The organism is Amycolatopsis sp. NPDC059657 (genome assembly GCF_042734395.1).
Taxonomy (GTDB): Bacteria; Actinomycetota; Actinomycetes; order Mycobacteriales; family Pseudonocardiaceae; genus Amycolatopsis.
Window position 1 is genome coordinate 1 of the sequence record NZ_JBHWEB010000111.1, and the last position, 14,652, is coordinate 14,652.

General features: G+C 67.4%; 15 protein-coding genes. 7 read left to right on the forward strand and 8 right to left on the reverse strand.

What is annotated here, in order from left to right:
- The first annotated feature begins 188 nt into the window (after nucleotides 1-188).
- Complete coding sequence (locus ACFV15_RS38235; protein WP_378357049.1) at nucleotides 189-497, forward strand: hypothetical protein; 309 nt, start codon at nucleotides 189-191, stop codon at nucleotides 495-497.
- 269 nt (nucleotides 498-766) lie between these two features.
- Here the strand turns inward: ACFV15_RS38235 and ACFV15_RS38240 are convergent, their stop codons facing one another.
- Complete coding sequence (locus tag ACFV15_RS38240) at nucleotides 767-1,060, reverse strand: Imm53 family immunity protein (RefSeq protein WP_378357050.1); 294 nt, start codon at nucleotides 1,058-1,060, stop codon at nucleotides 767-769.
- Nucleotides 1,061-1,195: 135 nt separating this feature from the next.
- Between ACFV15_RS38240 and ACFV15_RS38245 the strand changes: the two genes are divergently transcribed.
- The gene (locus tag ACFV15_RS38245) at nucleotides 1,196-2,164 is read left to right on the forward strand and encodes a TIGR01777 family oxidoreductase (RefSeq protein ID WP_378357052.1); all 969 of its coding nucleotides are present in this window, start codon (nucleotides 1,196-1,198) and stop codon (nucleotides 2,162-2,164) included.
- A gap of 82 nt (nucleotides 2,165-2,246) precedes the next feature.
- The gene (locus ACFV15_RS38250) at nucleotides 2,247-2,885 is read left to right on the forward strand and encodes a LuxR C-terminal-related transcriptional regulator (RefSeq protein WP_378357054.1); all 639 of its coding nucleotides are present in this window, start codon (nucleotides 2,247-2,249) and stop codon (nucleotides 2,883-2,885) included.
- A 51-nt stretch (nucleotides 2,886-2,936) separates the two neighbouring features.
- Here ACFV15_RS38250 and ACFV15_RS38255 read toward each other — a convergent pair whose 3' ends face one another.
- From ACFV15_RS38255 to ACFV15_RS38265, 3 genes are all read right to left on the reverse strand, one after another.
- Complete coding sequence (locus tag ACFV15_RS38255) at nucleotides 2,937-3,572, reverse strand: hypothetical protein (protein WP_378357055.1); 636 nt, start codon at nucleotides 3,570-3,572, stop codon at nucleotides 2,937-2,939.
- A 95-nt stretch (nucleotides 3,573-3,667) separates the two neighbouring features.
- Complete coding sequence (locus tag ACFV15_RS38260) at nucleotides 3,668-5,749, reverse strand: putative bifunctional diguanylate cyclase/phosphodiesterase (protein ID WP_378357056.1); 2,082 nt, start codon at nucleotides 5,747-5,749, stop codon at nucleotides 3,668-3,670.
- 118 nt (nucleotides 5,750-5,867) lie between these two features.
- On the reverse strand, nucleotides 5,868-6,701 hold the full coding sequence (locus tag ACFV15_RS38265) for an SAM-dependent methyltransferase (protein ID WP_378357092.1): 834 nt from the start codon (nucleotides 6,699-6,701) through the stop codon (nucleotides 5,868-5,870).
- A 164-nt stretch (nucleotides 6,702-6,865) separates the two neighbouring features.
- Here ACFV15_RS38265 and ACFV15_RS38270 point away from each other — a divergent pair, with 164 nt between their 5' ends.
- From ACFV15_RS38270 to ACFV15_RS38280, 3 genes are all read left to right on the forward strand, one after another.
- The gene (locus tag ACFV15_RS38270) at nucleotides 6,866-8,176 is read left to right on the forward strand and encodes a cytochrome P450 (protein ID WP_378357058.1); all 1,311 of its coding nucleotides are present in this window, start codon (nucleotides 6,866-6,868) and stop codon (nucleotides 8,174-8,176) included.
- 41 nt (nucleotides 8,177-8,217) lie between these two features.
- The gene (locus tag ACFV15_RS38275) at nucleotides 8,218-9,195 is read left to right on the forward strand and encodes an alpha/beta hydrolase (RefSeq protein WP_378357059.1); all 978 of its coding nucleotides are present in this window, start codon (nucleotides 8,218-8,220) and stop codon (nucleotides 9,193-9,195) included.
- A gap of 98 nt (nucleotides 9,196-9,293) precedes the next feature.
- Complete coding sequence (locus ACFV15_RS38280; protein ID WP_378357061.1) at nucleotides 9,294-10,406, forward strand: hypothetical protein; 1,113 nt, start codon at nucleotides 9,294-9,296, stop codon at nucleotides 10,404-10,406.
- Here the strand turns inward: ACFV15_RS38280 and ACFV15_RS38285 are convergent.
- The 4 genes from ACFV15_RS38285 to ACFV15_RS38300 all read right to left on the reverse strand — a co-directional run bounded on the left by ACFV15_RS38285 (nucleotide 10,403) and on the right by ACFV15_RS38300 (nucleotide 13,117).
- Nucleotides 10,403-11,356, reverse strand: a complete 954-nt coding sequence (locus ACFV15_RS38285; RefSeq protein WP_378357062.1) for an AAA family ATPase — start codon at nucleotides 11,354-11,356, stop codon at nucleotides 10,403-10,405. The genes ACFV15_RS38280 and ACFV15_RS38285 overlap by 4 nt on opposite strands.
- 76 nt (nucleotides 11,357-11,432) lie before the next feature.
- Nucleotides 11,433-11,777, reverse strand: a complete 345-nt coding sequence (locus tag ACFV15_RS38290; RefSeq protein ID WP_378357064.1) for a hypothetical protein — start codon at nucleotides 11,775-11,777, stop codon at nucleotides 11,433-11,435.
- A complete protein-coding gene (locus ACFV15_RS38295; RefSeq protein WP_378357065.1) occupies nucleotides 11,774-12,391 on the reverse strand; it encodes a hypothetical protein in 618 nt (205 codons plus the stop codon). The genes ACFV15_RS38290 and ACFV15_RS38295 overlap by 4 nt, the downstream gene beginning before the upstream one ends.
- Before the next feature lie 63 nt (nucleotides 12,392-12,454).
- The gene (locus ACFV15_RS38300) at nucleotides 12,455-13,117 is read right to left on the reverse strand and encodes a winged helix-turn-helix domain-containing protein (protein ID WP_378357066.1); all 663 of its coding nucleotides are present in this window, start codon (nucleotides 13,115-13,117) and stop codon (nucleotides 12,455-12,457) included.
- Between the two features lie 226 nt (nucleotides 13,118-13,343).
- On the opposite strand from ACFV15_RS38300, the gene ACFV15_RS38305 reads away from it, so the two are divergent.
- Complete coding sequence (locus tag ACFV15_RS38305; RefSeq protein ID WP_378357067.1) at nucleotides 13,344-14,549, forward strand: type I restriction endonuclease; 1,206 nt, start codon at nucleotides 13,344-13,346, stop codon at nucleotides 14,547-14,549.
- The last annotated feature ends 103 nt before the right edge of the window (nucleotides 14,550-14,652 follow it).

The following is a 14,652-nucleotide window of genomic DNA, read 5'->3' on the forward strand; positions in this document are numbered from 1 at the left end:
GCCCGAAGCCCTGACAGGCTGACGCTGGCCAAGGTCGCCCAGCACAACATGACACCTTTGACCTTCCGCCCAATAACCGCCCGCAACGCTCACGACCCCTGGGCGGATCGCCCGGGACTAGGGCCTTTCGGCCTCTCGCCTGAAGCCGGATCCGCTCCTAACCTGGACGGCGAGCCGGGGAGGGCATCATGCGAGTCAAAAGCAGACAGCGTTCTGTCGAGTTCGATGGCAAGACGATCACCATCACGGTGCCGACCAAGCGGTTGAACCGGATCAAGAACCGGTTGCCCGTAGACAAGGTCAAGATAGAACACCGTAAGCCGACCGTCTGGCAGCCCGGTCGGCTCAGGTTCACCGCCCCAGGCGTCACCGGTCACCCCGACGTCAAGCTCCCGTGGCTGTCGGACAAAGACGATCAGTTCACCATCGTCTACGGCTCGGGGAAACAGAAGGAAATCGAGCAGTTCCTTTCCGCGGTGAAGCGCGCGAAGGGCTGACACGCGGCAGGATGGCGGCGGTGGGTATGAAGCGAGGGGGCCTTTGGGTGCGTAGTACGCACTCGGGGGCACCCTCGCTTCGCGACAGGGTGAGTGGTGACTCTGCTGCATCCAACGGAGCAGAGTCACCACTCACCCGCACCGAACGAGGGGTTCCCCTGCTCCGCTCGATGCAGGCAGGGGAACCCCTCGCCCCAGACTTCCGGTGCGGGCCTGGCGCGGCGTCGTGAGTGAGCGCGACGGTTAGAACCGTCGGCAACACTCACGACTCACAGCGTTTTCTCGATAAAAGCTTGGAAGCGGGCGAAAGCGTCCTCGAGCGACTGAGGGTCGCAGGCCGCGCCGAAGGTGCGGCCGTCGCACCAGGACCAGATCCATTGGCCGGGGCCGGGTTCGGTCAGCGCCTTGGTCAGCCTGCGGCCGTCGGCGCTCGTGTGCACGATGTCGATCTCGAAGATCCAGCCGGGATTGTCGAGCGTCTTGATCGTCATGCCGAACTCGTGCTCCCATTCTCCGTCGCACTGGGCCGAGTACCAGTCCTGCACAAACCGGAAAGCGCTCACAGCGGGAGCCTAGGACACCGGCTAGAGCGCGGCCAAGCAGCGGTCAACCCCGAAGGTCTAGGCCTCTCGCGTTCGAATTCCCGCGAGTCGGCCCGCTATTTTGAACGCGTTCAAAAGTCGCGTACAGTCGGCATCGTGAAGATCGTGATACCCGGTGGCACCGGGCAGGTCGGGACCATCCTGAGCCGCGCGCTCACCGGCGACGGACACGAGGTCGCCGTGCTGAGCCGCAAGCCAGGGCCCCACCACTGGGACGGGCGCACGCTCGGCGCCTGGGCCGGCGAGATCGACGGCTGCGACGCGGTGATCAACCTGGCAGGCCGCAGCGTGAGCTGCCGGTACACCGCGGCGAACCTCAAGGAGATGATGGACTCCCGCGTCGACTCGGCGCGGGTCGTCGGCGAGGCCATCGGGCTCGCGAAGCGACCGCCGAAGGTCTGGCTGCAGATGAGCACGGCGACCATCTACGCCCACCGCTTCGACGCGCCCAACGACGAGGCGACCGGGATCATCGGCGGCACCGAACCCGGCGTCCCCGGCTACTGGGGTTTCAGCGTCGACATCGCCAAGACGTGGGAAGAAGCCCAGCGCAATGCCGAGACCCCGGAAACGCGCCAGGTCGCGTTGCGGGCAGCGATGGTGATGAGCCCCGACCGCGGTGGCGTGTTCGACGTCCTGCGCACGATGACGCGCCTCGGGCTCGGCGGCCCGGTCGGCGGCGGCCGTCAATACGTCTCGTGGATCCACGAGACCGACTTCGTCAACGCGGTCCGGCACCTGCTGCACGGCGACCTGACCGGGCCGGTGAACCTCGCCGCGCCCACTCCCCTGCCGCAACGCGACTTCATGCGAGCGCTGTGCCGGGCCTGCGGGGTCAAGATCGGGCTGCCCGCGACGAAGTGGATGGCCGAGATCGGTGCGCTCGTGCTGCGCTCGGACACCGAGCTTCTGCTGAAGAGCCGCCGCGTCACACCGGGGCGGCTGCTCGGTGACGGGTTCGGCTTCGAGTATCCGGAATGGCCGGACGCGGCGCTCGACCTGGCACGGAGAGCCCGTTCGTCGGCGCGCGCCGACCATTCGCGGACCGTTCGTCGCGACGACTGAGCCGGTTCGCCGCCGCGTCCGTGTCTCACAGTGCGCCGGGCACGTCGTGGTTCCCGGCCGCGAAGAGACCTGGAGTGAGAACATGGGAATCACCGTGGGCATCGTCGACGACGAGGCCCTGTTCCGCACGGGCGTTCGTGACGCGCTGGAGCAGGCCGGGGAGTTCGACGTCATCGGGGAGGCACGCGACGGCACCGCGGCCGTCGAACTCGCCAAGAGACATGTGCCGCAGGTACTGCTGATGAACCTGGCCGGGCTCGCGTCCGTCGAGCGGATCAGGGCGTTCACCCCGGACACCCGGATCGTGGTGCTGGCCGCGCCGCACGCGCATGAACAGGTAGTGCCCGCGCTACGCGCCGGCGCGGTGGGTTTCCTTTGCAAGACAGGGAAAGCCGCCGATCTCGTGCACGCGGTGCGGGTGGTGGCCGCCGGTGACGCCATCCTCAGCCCCGCCGTCACGCGCAGCCTGGTCGAGCACATCACCAAGGGCTCTTCGGAGAACCGGGACCACGCCCGCAGGCAGATCGCACAACTCAGCGAGCGTGAACGTTCCGTGCTGGCGCACATCGCCAAGGGACTGGGCAACGTGCAGATCGCCCGCGCGATGGCGCTTTCGGAGGGATCCATCAAGGCGCATGTCAGCCGGGTACTCGGCAAACTCGGCTGTGACAACCGGGTCCAGGCCGCGATGCTGGCGCGCGACGCGGAACTCTGCGGCTGAAAGAATGGTGACGTTCACCCGCCCGCGCCTGCGGGTGAACGCCACCGCGCATCATCCGACGCGTTCGATGCGGGCGCGCCGGATGAGGAACTTGCCTGGCTCGCGGACCTGTTCGAAGGCCGCGTTGTTCAGCAGCGCGCAGCTGCCGGACGGCCCGCTCACCTTGACCGTGGTGGACTTGTCGTTGTCCAAATTGGTCACTTTGAGCCGGGTGCCGACCGGGAACTGGTTGCTCGAGGCAGCCGGAGCGCCTGCCTCACCCGAGAGCGTCACCGTCGAACCCTGGCATACCTGTTTCGCCGCAATGGGGTCCTCGGCGGGCTCGGGTTCCACCGCAGGCTGTTCCGGCTCGGCCGCGGGCGGCTGTTCCCGCTGAGGCAACGGAATCGGAGCCGCGACCGCGCCGGTGCAGCCAGCAGCCTTCCGCCGCTGCTGGATGAGATCGACGACGGCCTGCCGGTTCGCGATGCGCGCCTCGGAAAGCTGATCCGGAGCGGCTTTCTGGTCTGCGATGAACTTCAAGTTGTTCCCCAAAGCGGTATCGAGTCCTTGGCAGCTTTCGGCCGCCTCGCTGGAAGGCGTCGTCGACGTGAAGATGGCGGTGGCGATTCCCGCCACTCCCAGCACGGACGCGATGCCGATCGTGGCGCGCTTACGGTGCTTGCCAACGCTTCTCAGGTAACCCATTCGTCTTCCTCCGGCGGTACTTTCTGGTTGCGCCCACGGAGGGAGATACGGTCGCATAACGAAAGCGGTTCAGTTTTATTTCAGGCGCCGGTCCGTCAGAGCGGGAATTCGCCTGGTGGCACGGCGGATCCGATGAACGATCCGGTCGCCCCATCGGCGCCGGCGGCGAGCCACCAAGCGGCCTGGGCCGCGGTCGTGACGCCGTCGATGACCACGCGGGCGTCGACCTCGCCGACCAGCGCGGCGACGTACGAGGCGTGGTGGTCGGCCAGGCGGGCGGCGATGCGGACGAAGTGGACGTCATGGGTCCGGATGGCGGCGAGGTCGTCGGGGGCCAGCCCGAAGTCGACGAGAACCGTGCGCACGCCGAGACCGGCGAGGTTCGTCAGATTGGCGGCCACGCCGGGAACCGACAGCGCACCGACCGGCATGCCGATCATCAGCTGCTTCGGCGGCAGGCGCGTGTCGTCGAGCACGCCTGCCACGCGGGCGACCAGCTTGGCGTCGGCGGCCTGATGCGCGGTGAGGCCGACCGCGAGTGGGCGGGTGAAGCCGTGCCGTTGACGCCACCATTGGGCCTGCCCGGCACCTTGGCGGAGCAGCCAGTCACCGAGCGGCAGGATCAGGCCGGTGCGCTCCGCGAGTTCCGTGCAGCGGGCGTGGTCTAGTGAGCCTTCCTCGGGGTGATCCCAGTGGAGTACGGCCTCGACGCCGACGAGGCGGGCGTCGGCCAAGCCGGTCACCGGGCGGTAGCGGACGGTGATCTGGCCGTTCTCCCACGCGCCTGGCATGCTCACGGCGAGGCCGTGCGCGTATCTGTCCTCGGCGTCGGAGTCGGGATCGAACAGCTCCCACTGGCCGCGGCGGCCCGCCTTGGCACGGCGCAGCGTCTGGTCGGCGGCGCGCAACAGCTCGGCAGGGTCGATGTCGGACGAGGGGCGGTGCACGATGCCGGCGCTCACCGAAGCGGCGAGGCCGTGACTGTCCACATAGAACGGTTCGGCGAGCTCGGCGTTGATCTCCGCCATGATCGTGGCGACCGGCGGCGTGGTGGCCGTGTTCTCCACCAGTATGCCGAACTCGTCGCCGTCGAAGCGCGCGATGATCGTCTTTTCCTTGGCCAGCAAGGCTCTCAGCCGCTGTGCGACGTGCACCAGCAGCCGCTCGCCCGCGCGTCTGCCCAGGCTGTTGCACAGCAGGCCGAACGCGTCGAGGTCCAGATGGAACAAGGTGATGCCGTGCTCGGAGCCCGCGTCGCGCAGCGCCGCCTCCAGCCTGGTGCCGAAGAATTGCCGGTTGGGTAGGCCAGTGACCAGGTCGTGCAGTGACTGACGGCTCAGTTCGCCTTGCAGCAACATCAATTCGGTGCCGTCCTCGATGACGGCGACATAGTGGCTCGGCCGGTTGTCCGCGCCGCGCAGCAGTGACGCGGTCAGCGTGACACGGGCGACGTCGCCGTCCTTGCGCAGCAGGCGCTGCGTCTGGCGGAGCCGGTCCTTGGCGCCTTCCAGCAACGCGTGCAGGCCATCGCGCACCATCCGCTCCTCGTCCGGGTGCACAAGGTCGGCCAGCTCGACGCCTGCCAGTTCCGCTTGCGTGAACCCGAGAATCACGCCAGCCGCGGCGTTGACACGCTGCACCCGCCCGTCGAGGCCGACGATCATCACGCCACTCGACGAGGACGTGATGACCTCGTCGAAGCGCGCTTCGCTCTCCTTGAGGTTCCATTTGGCGTCACGGACCGCCTTGAGCAGCGACAGGTGCATGCTCTCCTGCTGCTCGAAGATCGCGCGCTGGGTCGCGGCCAGGAAACCGCACGCCAGCGCGCTCTGCGCGAGCAGAATCCGCTCGGCGAACCGTTCCGCGGGCTGGAATTCCGGCAGCGCCAGCATTCCCTTGCCGAGCACGTCGAGCGTGCACCGCAGCCCGGCCTCGCCGACATAGCCGAGCGCGACCAGCCGCTCGCCGACGCGGCGAATCGGTTTCATGTCCTCCGCGCGCACCGCGTCGCAGAGGATGTCGAGCTGGACGCACAATTCCCGGCCCAGCTCTTCGGAACCCAGCGGCACCACTACGACACCGCTGAGCAAGTACGTCCATTTGCGCGCGAGCGCGGCCCGCGTGCGGCCGCGATCCGGCTGGGCGGGTATGGCCTCGGATCGGCTTGGGTTCGGCATTCCGTCGCCCTGCTGTGATTTCAAGTTGCGCGGCAGTTTACCCACCACGCGTCTGCCCGCGCTCGGCCGAAAGCATGAAAGGGCGTCACACCATCGGCGGCCGATTCCTTGATCCGGCTCACGTTCCGTCGAACGCTTTCTTGTGGCCTACGCCAGCGTAAACCAGCATGTTCATTCCGGGTTCGTCGGCGATGTCACCGGGGCCGTGCGGGCGCCATTCCCCACATCCGACAAGACCCGGCTCGACCAATTCGAAACCGTCGAACAACGCGGTGATCTGCGCATGTGTGCGCAGATTGATCTGATCGGGGCTCTTGCTGCGCTTGATCACGTCGGTCGCTTCGGCCAGGTCGGCGCCCTGATGATCGCCGGACACATGGGTGATCGCCAAATAGCTGCCGGGAGCGAGCACGGAACTGTATCGAGCCAGCAAACCGGCCGGATCCGACTCGTCGGGAATCCAATGCAACATCAACAGCATCAATAACCCGACTGGCTCGTCAAAATCGAGCAGGCGGGCCGCTTCGGGGCTGGTGAGAATGGCCGCGGGGTCGCGCATATCGGCGTGCACGACGGCCGCGCGGTCATTATCGGCCAGCATGAGTTCACTGTGCGCGACCGCGACCGGATCGCGGTCGACATAAACGACACGGCAGTCCGCTTTTTCCGACTGCGCCACCTCGTGCACGTTGGCCACGGTCGGAATTCCCGAGCCGACGTCGAGAAACTGCCGGATTCCCCGCGCCACCATGAACCGCACGACCCTGCCCAGGAACTTGCGGTTCACCCTGGCCGCCGTGCGCAGGCCTGGCATGGCCTGCTCGATCTGCGCGCCGACCGCGCGGTCGACCGCGAAGTTGTGCCCGCCGCCCAGCATGAAGTCGTACGTGCGCGCCATGCTCGGCACGGACACGTCCACGCTCGGCGGAACCCATTCCTGTTGTCGCACCACGGTGAACACCTCTTGAGTGGGAGAAGCGAGAGAGCTTAGCCGGTCGTGCCGCCCGCGGTCGCTGGGCCATCGGCGTGAGCGTGGACCACCCGATCGGGCACTGTCTGCCTCATCCGGACGGGCCTATGGTGAACGCTTCCCAACGACTCGGCGAGGAGTCTTTGATGGCCGTCCCGGTGGCGCCCGGGCGGTGGCCTTTTCTCGGGCACACCCCCGCGATGCTGCGTCAGCGTTTCGCGTTCACCGCCGGGTTGCGCGCGCACGGGGAAATCGTGAAGGTCTTTCTCGGTCCGCTGCCCGCGTATTTCGTGACCAGCCCGGAGCTCGCTTATCGCGTGCTGGTCACCGAGGGCGCGAGTTTCCGCAAGGGCGCCATGTTCGACAAATTCCGACCCTATGTCGGCAACGGGCTGTTGCTCTCGAACGGCGCTTTCCACTTGCGGCAGCGACGGCTGATCCAGCCCGCGTTCCACCACGAGCGCATCGCGCGCTACGCGGACACCATGGTCACAGCGGCCACGGAACTGACTTCGGCGTGGCGGCCGGGCGAGATCCGCGAGATCGACGAGGACATGCAGGCGCTGGCGGTCACCATTGTCGGCGAGGCGTTGTTCTCCACCGAAATCGGGCAGCGTGCGATCAGTGAAGTGCGCCGGTCCATCTTCATCGTGATCAAGCAGGGGATGATCCGCGCGCTTTCCCCCGCGTTCGTGGAAAAACTGCCCTTGCCGGGCAATCGCGAGTTCGACACGGCCATCGAACGCATGCGTGCCATCGTGCTCGAGGTCATCGCGAGCTGGCGCGCCGAAGAAACCGATCACGGCGACGTTTTGTCGATGTTGCTGCTGGCGCAGGACGACAGCGGCGACGGAATGACCGATCAGCAGACCTACGACGAGGTCATCACGTTGCTGACGGCGGGCATCGAGACCACCGCGCTCGCACTTTCCTGGTTATTCCACGAAATCGCCGGTAACAGCGAAGTCGAGCAGCGGCTGCACGCCGAAATCGACGAGGTGCTCGGCGGCCGCCCGGTCCGCTTCGCCGACGTGCCGCGCTTGAAGTTCACCGCGATGGTGGTCAACGAGGTGCTGCGGATGTATCCCGTGTGGATACTCATGCGGCGCGCCACCGCGGCCGTCGAGCTTGGTGGCGAACGAATCCAGCCGGGTGACGAGGTCATCGTCAGCCCGCACGCACTCCACTTCGACCCGGATTCCTTCCGGAACCCGGAAAAGTTCGATCCCGATCGCTGGTCCGAACCCGGGCCGCCGAGGGGCGCGTTCATCCCGTTCGGCGCAGGCAACCGCCAGTGTCTCGGGAATGTCTTCGCCCAGACCGAAATCATCCTCACCGTGGCCACGGTGGCGGCGCGCTGGCGGCTGGTACCCGTCCCGGACCGCCCGGTGCGCGTGAAGTTCACCTCGGCCGCGTATCCCAGCCGCATGCCCATGACGGCACTGCGCCGTACCTAGTCGGAGGTAGTTCTCTCTTGCGTTTCTCAAGGCTCTGCGCCGTGACCCTGCTCGCCGCGGCGGCTCTGCTCGTGCCCACCCCTGCCGGCGCCGAGCCGGTGACCTGCGAGGACGTGCGGGTCCCGGTGTCGGCCGGCCTGCTGCCCGCGACGATGTACGGCAGGCTGTGCACGCCGCAGGGCGCCACGACCGTCCAGGTCCTCATTCCCGGCGGCACCTACAACAGCTCCTATTGGGACATCGGGTACACGCCGGAGACCCGCTCGTTCCGGCTCGCGATGAACAACGCGGGATACGCCACGCTCGCCGTCGACCGGCTCGGCACCGGGCAGAGCTCGAAGCCGCTCAGCGCGCTGGTGACCGCGACCGTGCAGGCCGACGCCGTGCACCAGGTCATCCAGACGCTGCGGCCGCGGTTCTCGAAGGTGATCGTCGGCGGGCACTCCATCGGCGCCGCGATGGCGATGATCGAGGCGGGCTTCCACCACGACGTCGACGGCGTGCTGGTCACCGACATGACGCACCGGATGAACTACATCACCGTGGTGCCGGTGCTGGCGCAGATGATCCCGGCGCCGCTCGACCCGCAGCTCGGCAATCGAGGCCTCGACGCGGGCTACCTGACCACCAGCCCCGGCACGCGGTACTCCTCGTTCCACACGCCAGGCCCGAACGTGGCGGACGCGATCGCGTTCGACGAGTCCACGAAGGACGTCTTCGCGGCGACGGAGGCGATCGACACGATCGCGCTGACCACCGTGGTCATCCCGGCGTCGTTGCAGATCAATGTCCCGGTGCTGCTCGTGGTCGGAAACGGCGACACGCACTTCTGCGGCCTGCCGCTCGGCAGCGACTGCTCGTCGGCGGAGGCACTGCGGCAGTCGGAATCGCCGTACTTCGCGCCCGCCGCGCAGCTGCGGACGTACCTGCTCGACGGGTACGGGCACTCGATCAACTACGCGCCCAACGCGCGGGACTTCCACCAGGTCGTCAAGGACTGGGCCAAGACCCTCGGTTAGGCCATTCGAGTGACGCATGGCCGGGCGGGCAACCCGTGAGCCCGCCCGGCGGTGAACCCAGCGCCAGTAGGGGAACTGCGTCTTGGGGTGAATTCATCATGCGTGTGAAGAAAATCGTGCTCGCCGTCGCGCTGATCGCGGCCGTGGGGGCACAGACCGGCACGGCGCTCGCCGAGCCGGACACGGTCCGGATCAGGGATCTCGGCACGCTGCCGGGTGGCACCAGCAGCAGCGTGGGCGCGATCAACGACGACGGCGTGATCGTCGGCAGCGCGGACGTCGGCGACCGCAAGTCGCACGCCACCCGGTGGGATCGGTCGGGCCGGATCACCGACCTGGGGACGCTCGCGGGCTACGAGTCCAGCTACGCCACCAGGATCAACAACCGCGGGGTCATCGTGGGCTACGCCGCCACCAGCCGGGAGGAGCACGTCCGCGCCGTACGCTGGGACCGGTTCGGCAGGCTGACCGAGCTGAAGCCGCTTCCGGGTGACGCGGACAGCAAGCCGTTCGGGCTCAACGCCGACGGAGAGGTCGTCGGCATCTCAGGTGGCGGCCGCGGTTACCGGGCCGTGCGCTGGAATCGCGACGGCGCGGTCACCGAGCTCGAAGGCCTCGGCGGCGACAGCTGGGCGAGCGCGATCAACGACGACGGCGTCGTGGCAGGCTACTCCCGCCGCGCGAACGAGCTGGTGTCGCACGTCATCCGGTGGGCGGCGGACGGCCGGAGCACCGACCTGACCCCCAACGCGGAGTACAGCGGCAGGGCGGAAGACATCAACGACGCGGGCACGGTCGTCGGCGTCGCGTCCCCGAACGCCATGCGGTGGGATTCCGATGGCAAGAGCACGAACCTGGGCGAAGGCCAGACCGCGACTCAGATCAACAACCGGGGCACGATCATCGGCTACGCCTCGGCCTACCCTTACCGTGCGGGGATGTGGAACAGCCGCGGCGAGTACAAGGCGTTGCCCGGCCTCCCCGGCGAGGGCGACTTCCTCACCGCCTTCGGTATCAATGACCGCGATGTGATCGTCGGCGGATCGGGCCTCCGCGCGGTGCGCTGGGACCGCGACGGCAGGGCTACCGACTTGGGGACCTTGCCCGGCGGCTCCAGCAGCCGGGCGCTGATCATCAACAACGCCGGTGTGATCGCCGGGGACGCGTATGACACTGTCTCGGGCGGCTACCACGCGGTCGTCTGGCGCTAGACACTCGAAATCGACGGCGCCGGCGTCGCCGCGAGCACGTCGGCGACGACGTCGGCGGCGCCGCGCCGGTCGAGTTCGGCCTCGGCGGTGAGCACCAGCCGATGCGCGAGCACCGGAACGGCGGCGTCCTTGATGTCGTCGGGGGTGACGAACTGGCGGCCGTCGGTCGCGGCGAGCGCCTGCCCGGCACGCACCAGCGCGATGCTGCCGCGCGGGCTGGCGCCGAAGCGCACGGCGGCGTGCTCACGCGTCGCCGCGGCCAGCCTGGCGGCGTATTCGACGACCGCTCTGTCCAAATGCGACGATCGCACCTCGGCGATCGCGCCGCGCAGCGTCTGCACGTCGACCACCGAGGGCAGGTCGTCCGGGTTGACGCCCGCGCAGTCGCTCATGATCACGAACACCTCGGACTCGAGGTCCGGATAGCCGACGTTCAGCCGCATCAGGAACCGGTCGAGCTGCGCCTCGGGCAGCCGGTAGGTGCCCTCCATCTCGATCGGGTTCTGGGTGGCGATGACCAGGAACGGTCTCGGCACCTCGTGCCCGACCGCGTCGACCGTCACCCGCCGCTCGGCCATGACCTCCAGCAGCGCGGACTGCGTCTTCGGCGTGCCGCGGTTGATCTCGTCGGCCACCACGATGTTCGCGAAGATCCCGCCGGGGTGAAAGGCGAACCGCTCGTCCTTCTGGTGGTAGACGGTGACGCCGGTGATGTCGCCTGGCAGCAGGTCGGGCGTGAACTGGATGCGGTTCCAGCTGCCGCCGATACTGCGCGCCAGGCAGCGGGCGAGCGTCGTCTTGCCCAGTCCCGGCACGTCCTCGATCAGCAGATGCCCCTCGGCGAACAGCGCGGCGACGGCGAGCCGCACCACCTCCGGCTTGCCGCGGATCACACCCTGGACGTTGCGCGCGATGACCTCATAGACCTCGCCTGCCCTCGACCTGCTCACCTGTCCCCCTTGCCGCAGTCGCGTCCGTGCAGGCTAACGGCGCCGGTACAGAAATCCCCGTGTTCCGGTACAGCGCTCAGGAATGCTTGCGGTCGTACAGCTCTTCGGCCAGCGAACTGCCCATCAGCCCGCCGAAGATTCCCGCCGCGATGCCGACGACCATGCCCACCGGCGAGGCGATCACCGCGCCGGTCGCGATCCCGAAGGCCAGCGAGCCCGACGCTCCCCCGAGCCCGGTGAAGGTCGCCAGGCTCATCGGCTCGCGTGCCTTCTCGAGGTGGTAGAAGTCCTCCTCGTAGACCTCCTCCTCATCTTCTTCCGGCGGCTCCGGCGCGTACGGCGTCTGGTTCAGCCAGACGTCCTCGGGGATCAGGAGGTAGTACGTGTCGTCCTCGGGGCGTTCGTCGAGGGCCGCCGTCATGACAGGACGTCGATCGGGAGGATCTTGAAGTGGTGGTCCTTGCCGTGGTGGTGCTTGAGGTGCGCCAGGTCCTTTTTGGACTGTTCGAGGTGCTTGCGCGCCTTCGCGAGCCGCTCGGTGGCCTGGTCGACGGCCTTCTGCGCGTGGTCGACCGCCGCGACGGCCGTCTCGACCGTGTGCCGCACGGTCTTCTTCAGCACTGGCGCCGGCGCTTGTCGCTTGCGCACGACCTCGTTGTGGACCGCCTCCTTCTGCACCGCGGCCCGCACGACGAACTTCGGCGTCTGCGCCTTGCGCGTCGAGACCGGGACAGCCTTACGCTGGGGGGCTTTCGCCGTTTTCGGCGTTTTCGGCGCCACGGCCGGTTTGGGCGCGACGGCGGGCTTGTGCACCGGCGCGGGCGTGACCTGCTTGGCCGCGGCCGGGGCGGGCTCCGCAGCCTTCGCCTGCAGCGGCGCGGGCGCGGCAGGCTCGGCGGGCTTCGCCTGCGCGGCGTCCTTGACGTCCGGCTGGCTGTCGAACAACGATCCGGCCGAAGCCGCCCCCAGCGCGGCCGTGGCCAGCCCCGCCACCCCATAGACGGCCGCCCGCCGCAGATTCGACTTGCTCTTCATCCCGTTCACCCCGCTCGTCTCCGGTTACGCGAGCAGCTTCCCGGTCCCCGATTCACTGGCGATTCATCGGTCCAGCCGGTAGCCCCGGCCGTGCACGGTGTGGATGATCCCTGGTTCCCGCAGTTTCACCCTGACCCTGCGCACCACGGCATCGACCACATTCGACATCGGATCGGCGTCGGCGTCCCAGCAGTGCTCGATCAGCTCAGCCCGCCCGACAGCCTGCCCCGCCCGGATCATCAGGTACTCCAGCACCGCGAACTCCTTGTCGCTCAAGGTGAGCAGCACGCCATCCCGCCGCACCTCCCTGCGCGCGGAGTCGAGCACGAGATCGTCCACTTTGAGCACCGACGGCCTGCCGTCAGCCGAGCGACGGCACAGCGCGAGCACCCGCGCGGTCATCTCGGCGACCGCGAACGGCTTGACCAGGTAATCGTCACCGCCGTGCTCGAAGCCGCTGATCCGGTCGGCGAGACTGTCGCGCGCGGTGAGGAAGAGAACCGGGACCGCCCAGCCCTCCTGACGACGCCGGTAGACATAGCCCGCCGAGTCACCGTCGGGCAGCATGCGGTCGAAGACCACGCAGTCGTAGGCCGCCTGGGTGAGCGCCGCGTCGGCTTCGGCCAGGTCACGGGCTTGCGTGAGGGCCAGGCCGGTCGCGGTCAGCTCGGCGGTGACGGCGATGCGGAGCTCGTCGTCGTCCTCGACCACCAGTACTTCTGCCATCGGGGATCAAGCGTAACCGCCTTCACCGCCCCTGGGATGGCAGGAAGCGGCCACGGGAACCCGAGGCAGCCGGCCGGTCCACGTGAACGCCACTTTCACAACGTTGAGCGTTGCGAAAGCGCCGTTCACGTTGTCGGGACCGGGGCAGTCTGTGCATAAATAACCGTAACGCTTCAACTTCGCCCACCGACCTATCTCGCGCAGCCCAGCAGAGAAAGGTGTCGATATGGAGATCGCCGAGCGCGCTCAGGCGCTGGCGTTGAAGATCCGTAAGCACAAAGCCGATATCGGCACCGAAGAAGCGACGAAGAACGCCTTCGTGATGCCGTTCATCAGCAACGTTCTGGGCTACGACGTCTTCAATCCCGCCGAGGTCATCCCCGAGTTCACCGCGGACGTCGGTACGAAAAAAGGTGAGAAGATCGACTACGCCATCGTGCACAACGGGCAGGTCGAAGTCCTGGTCGAAGCGAAAAAGATCAAGGACCCACTGCGCATCGAGCACGCGTCACAGCTCTTCCGCTACTTCGCCGTGACCAACGCGCGGATCGCGATCCTCACGAACGGCGAAACGTACCAGTTCTACACGGATCTGGACGCGCCGAACCGGATGGACGCCAAGCCTTTCCTGGTGCTGGACTTCTCTGACATCGATGAGACACTGTTGCCTGAACTGGCCAAACTCACCAAGGAGTCGTTCGACCTCGACTCGGTGATCAGCGCGGCCGGCGAACTGAAATACATCGGCCAGCTCAAACGTATCCTCGCGGCGCAGTTCAAACAGCCCGAAGACGAGTGGGTCCGCTTCCTGACGACGCGCGTGTACGAGGGGGCGTTCACTCAGCGCGTACGAGACCAGTTCGTTCCCTTGGTGGACAAGGCCGCTCGGCAGTTTCTGAACGAACAGGTCAACGATCGGCTGAAGAACGCGCTCGGCGGACCCGACTCATACGTCAGTGTGTCCAACGGACCTGCCGAGCCGACCGTACAAGTCAGCGCGGCCGCCGAGTCTCTCCCGGACAGCAAACCGCGCGACAGCAGCGGCGAGATCATCACGACAGAGGAAGAACTCGAAGGCTACCGCGTGGTCCGGGCGATCGTCTGTAGCGAGGTTTCTCCCGCACGGATCGTGGGGCGCGACACCAAGACTTACTACGGCGTGCTGCTCGACGACAACAACCGCAAACCGATCGCCCGCCTGTGGTTCAACCGCTCGAAGAAGTACCTCGGCGTGTTCGACGAGAACAAGGTCGAGACCCGTCTCTTGATCACGAACGTCGAGGACATCTACCAGCACGCGGATCATCTGCGGAAGACGGTGGCCCGGTACACTTCCGCCGCCCCGCAGCACGTTGGCCCGGATGCGATCGACGAACCCCGTCCAACTGAGGAAGAGAACTCGCCGGCTTGGCCGCAGTTGTCCGACGCGTGATCGGTCGCAAGAACCTGAGGCTTCGCGCGAGTTCAACCAGCTGACTGGGGGGGGGGGTGGGGGGGGCGGGGGCGGGGTGGGGGGGGGGGGGGGGGTGGGGGGG

Bases quoted from the DNA above. Each gene is read 5' to 3' on its own strand.
- ACFV15_RS38290 (WP_378357064.1), bottom strand. From the start codon at position 11,777: ATGACGGCGGCCCTCGACGAACGCCCCGAGGACGACACGTACTACCTC.
- ACFV15_RS38300 (WP_378357066.1), bottom strand. From the start codon at position 13,117: ATGGCAGAAGTACTGGTGGTCGAGGACGACGACGAGCTCCGCATCGCC.
- ACFV15_RS38270 (WP_378357058.1), top strand. From the start codon at position 6,866: ATGGCCGTCCCGGTGGCGCCCGGGCGGTGGCCTTTTCTCGGGCACACC.
- ACFV15_RS38295 (WP_378357065.1), bottom strand. From the start codon at position 12,391: ATGAAGAGCAAGTCGAATCTGCGGCGGGCGGCCGTCTATGGGGTGGCG.
- ACFV15_RS38255 (WP_378357055.1), bottom strand. From the start codon at position 3,572: ATGGGTTACCTGAGAAGCGTTGGCAAGCACCGTAAGCGCGCCACGATC.
- ACFV15_RS38250 (WP_378357054.1), top strand. From the start codon at position 2,247: ATGGGAATCACCGTGGGCATCGTCGACGACGAGGCCCTGTTCCGCACG.
- ACFV15_RS38280 (WP_378357061.1), top strand. From the start codon at position 9,294: ATGCGTGTGAAGAAAATCGTGCTCGCCGTCGCGCTGATCGCGGCCGTG.
- ACFV15_RS38235 (WP_378357049.1), top strand. From the start codon at position 189: ATGCGAGTCAAAAGCAGACAGCGTTCTGTCGAGTTCGATGGCAAGACG.
- ACFV15_RS38305 (WP_378357067.1), top strand. From the start codon at position 13,344: ATGGAGATCGCCGAGCGCGCTCAGGCGCTGGCGTTGAAGATCCGTAAG.
- ACFV15_RS38260 (WP_378357056.1), bottom strand. From the start codon at position 5,749: ATGCCGAACCCAAGCCGATCCGAGGCCATACCCGCCCAGCCGGATCGC.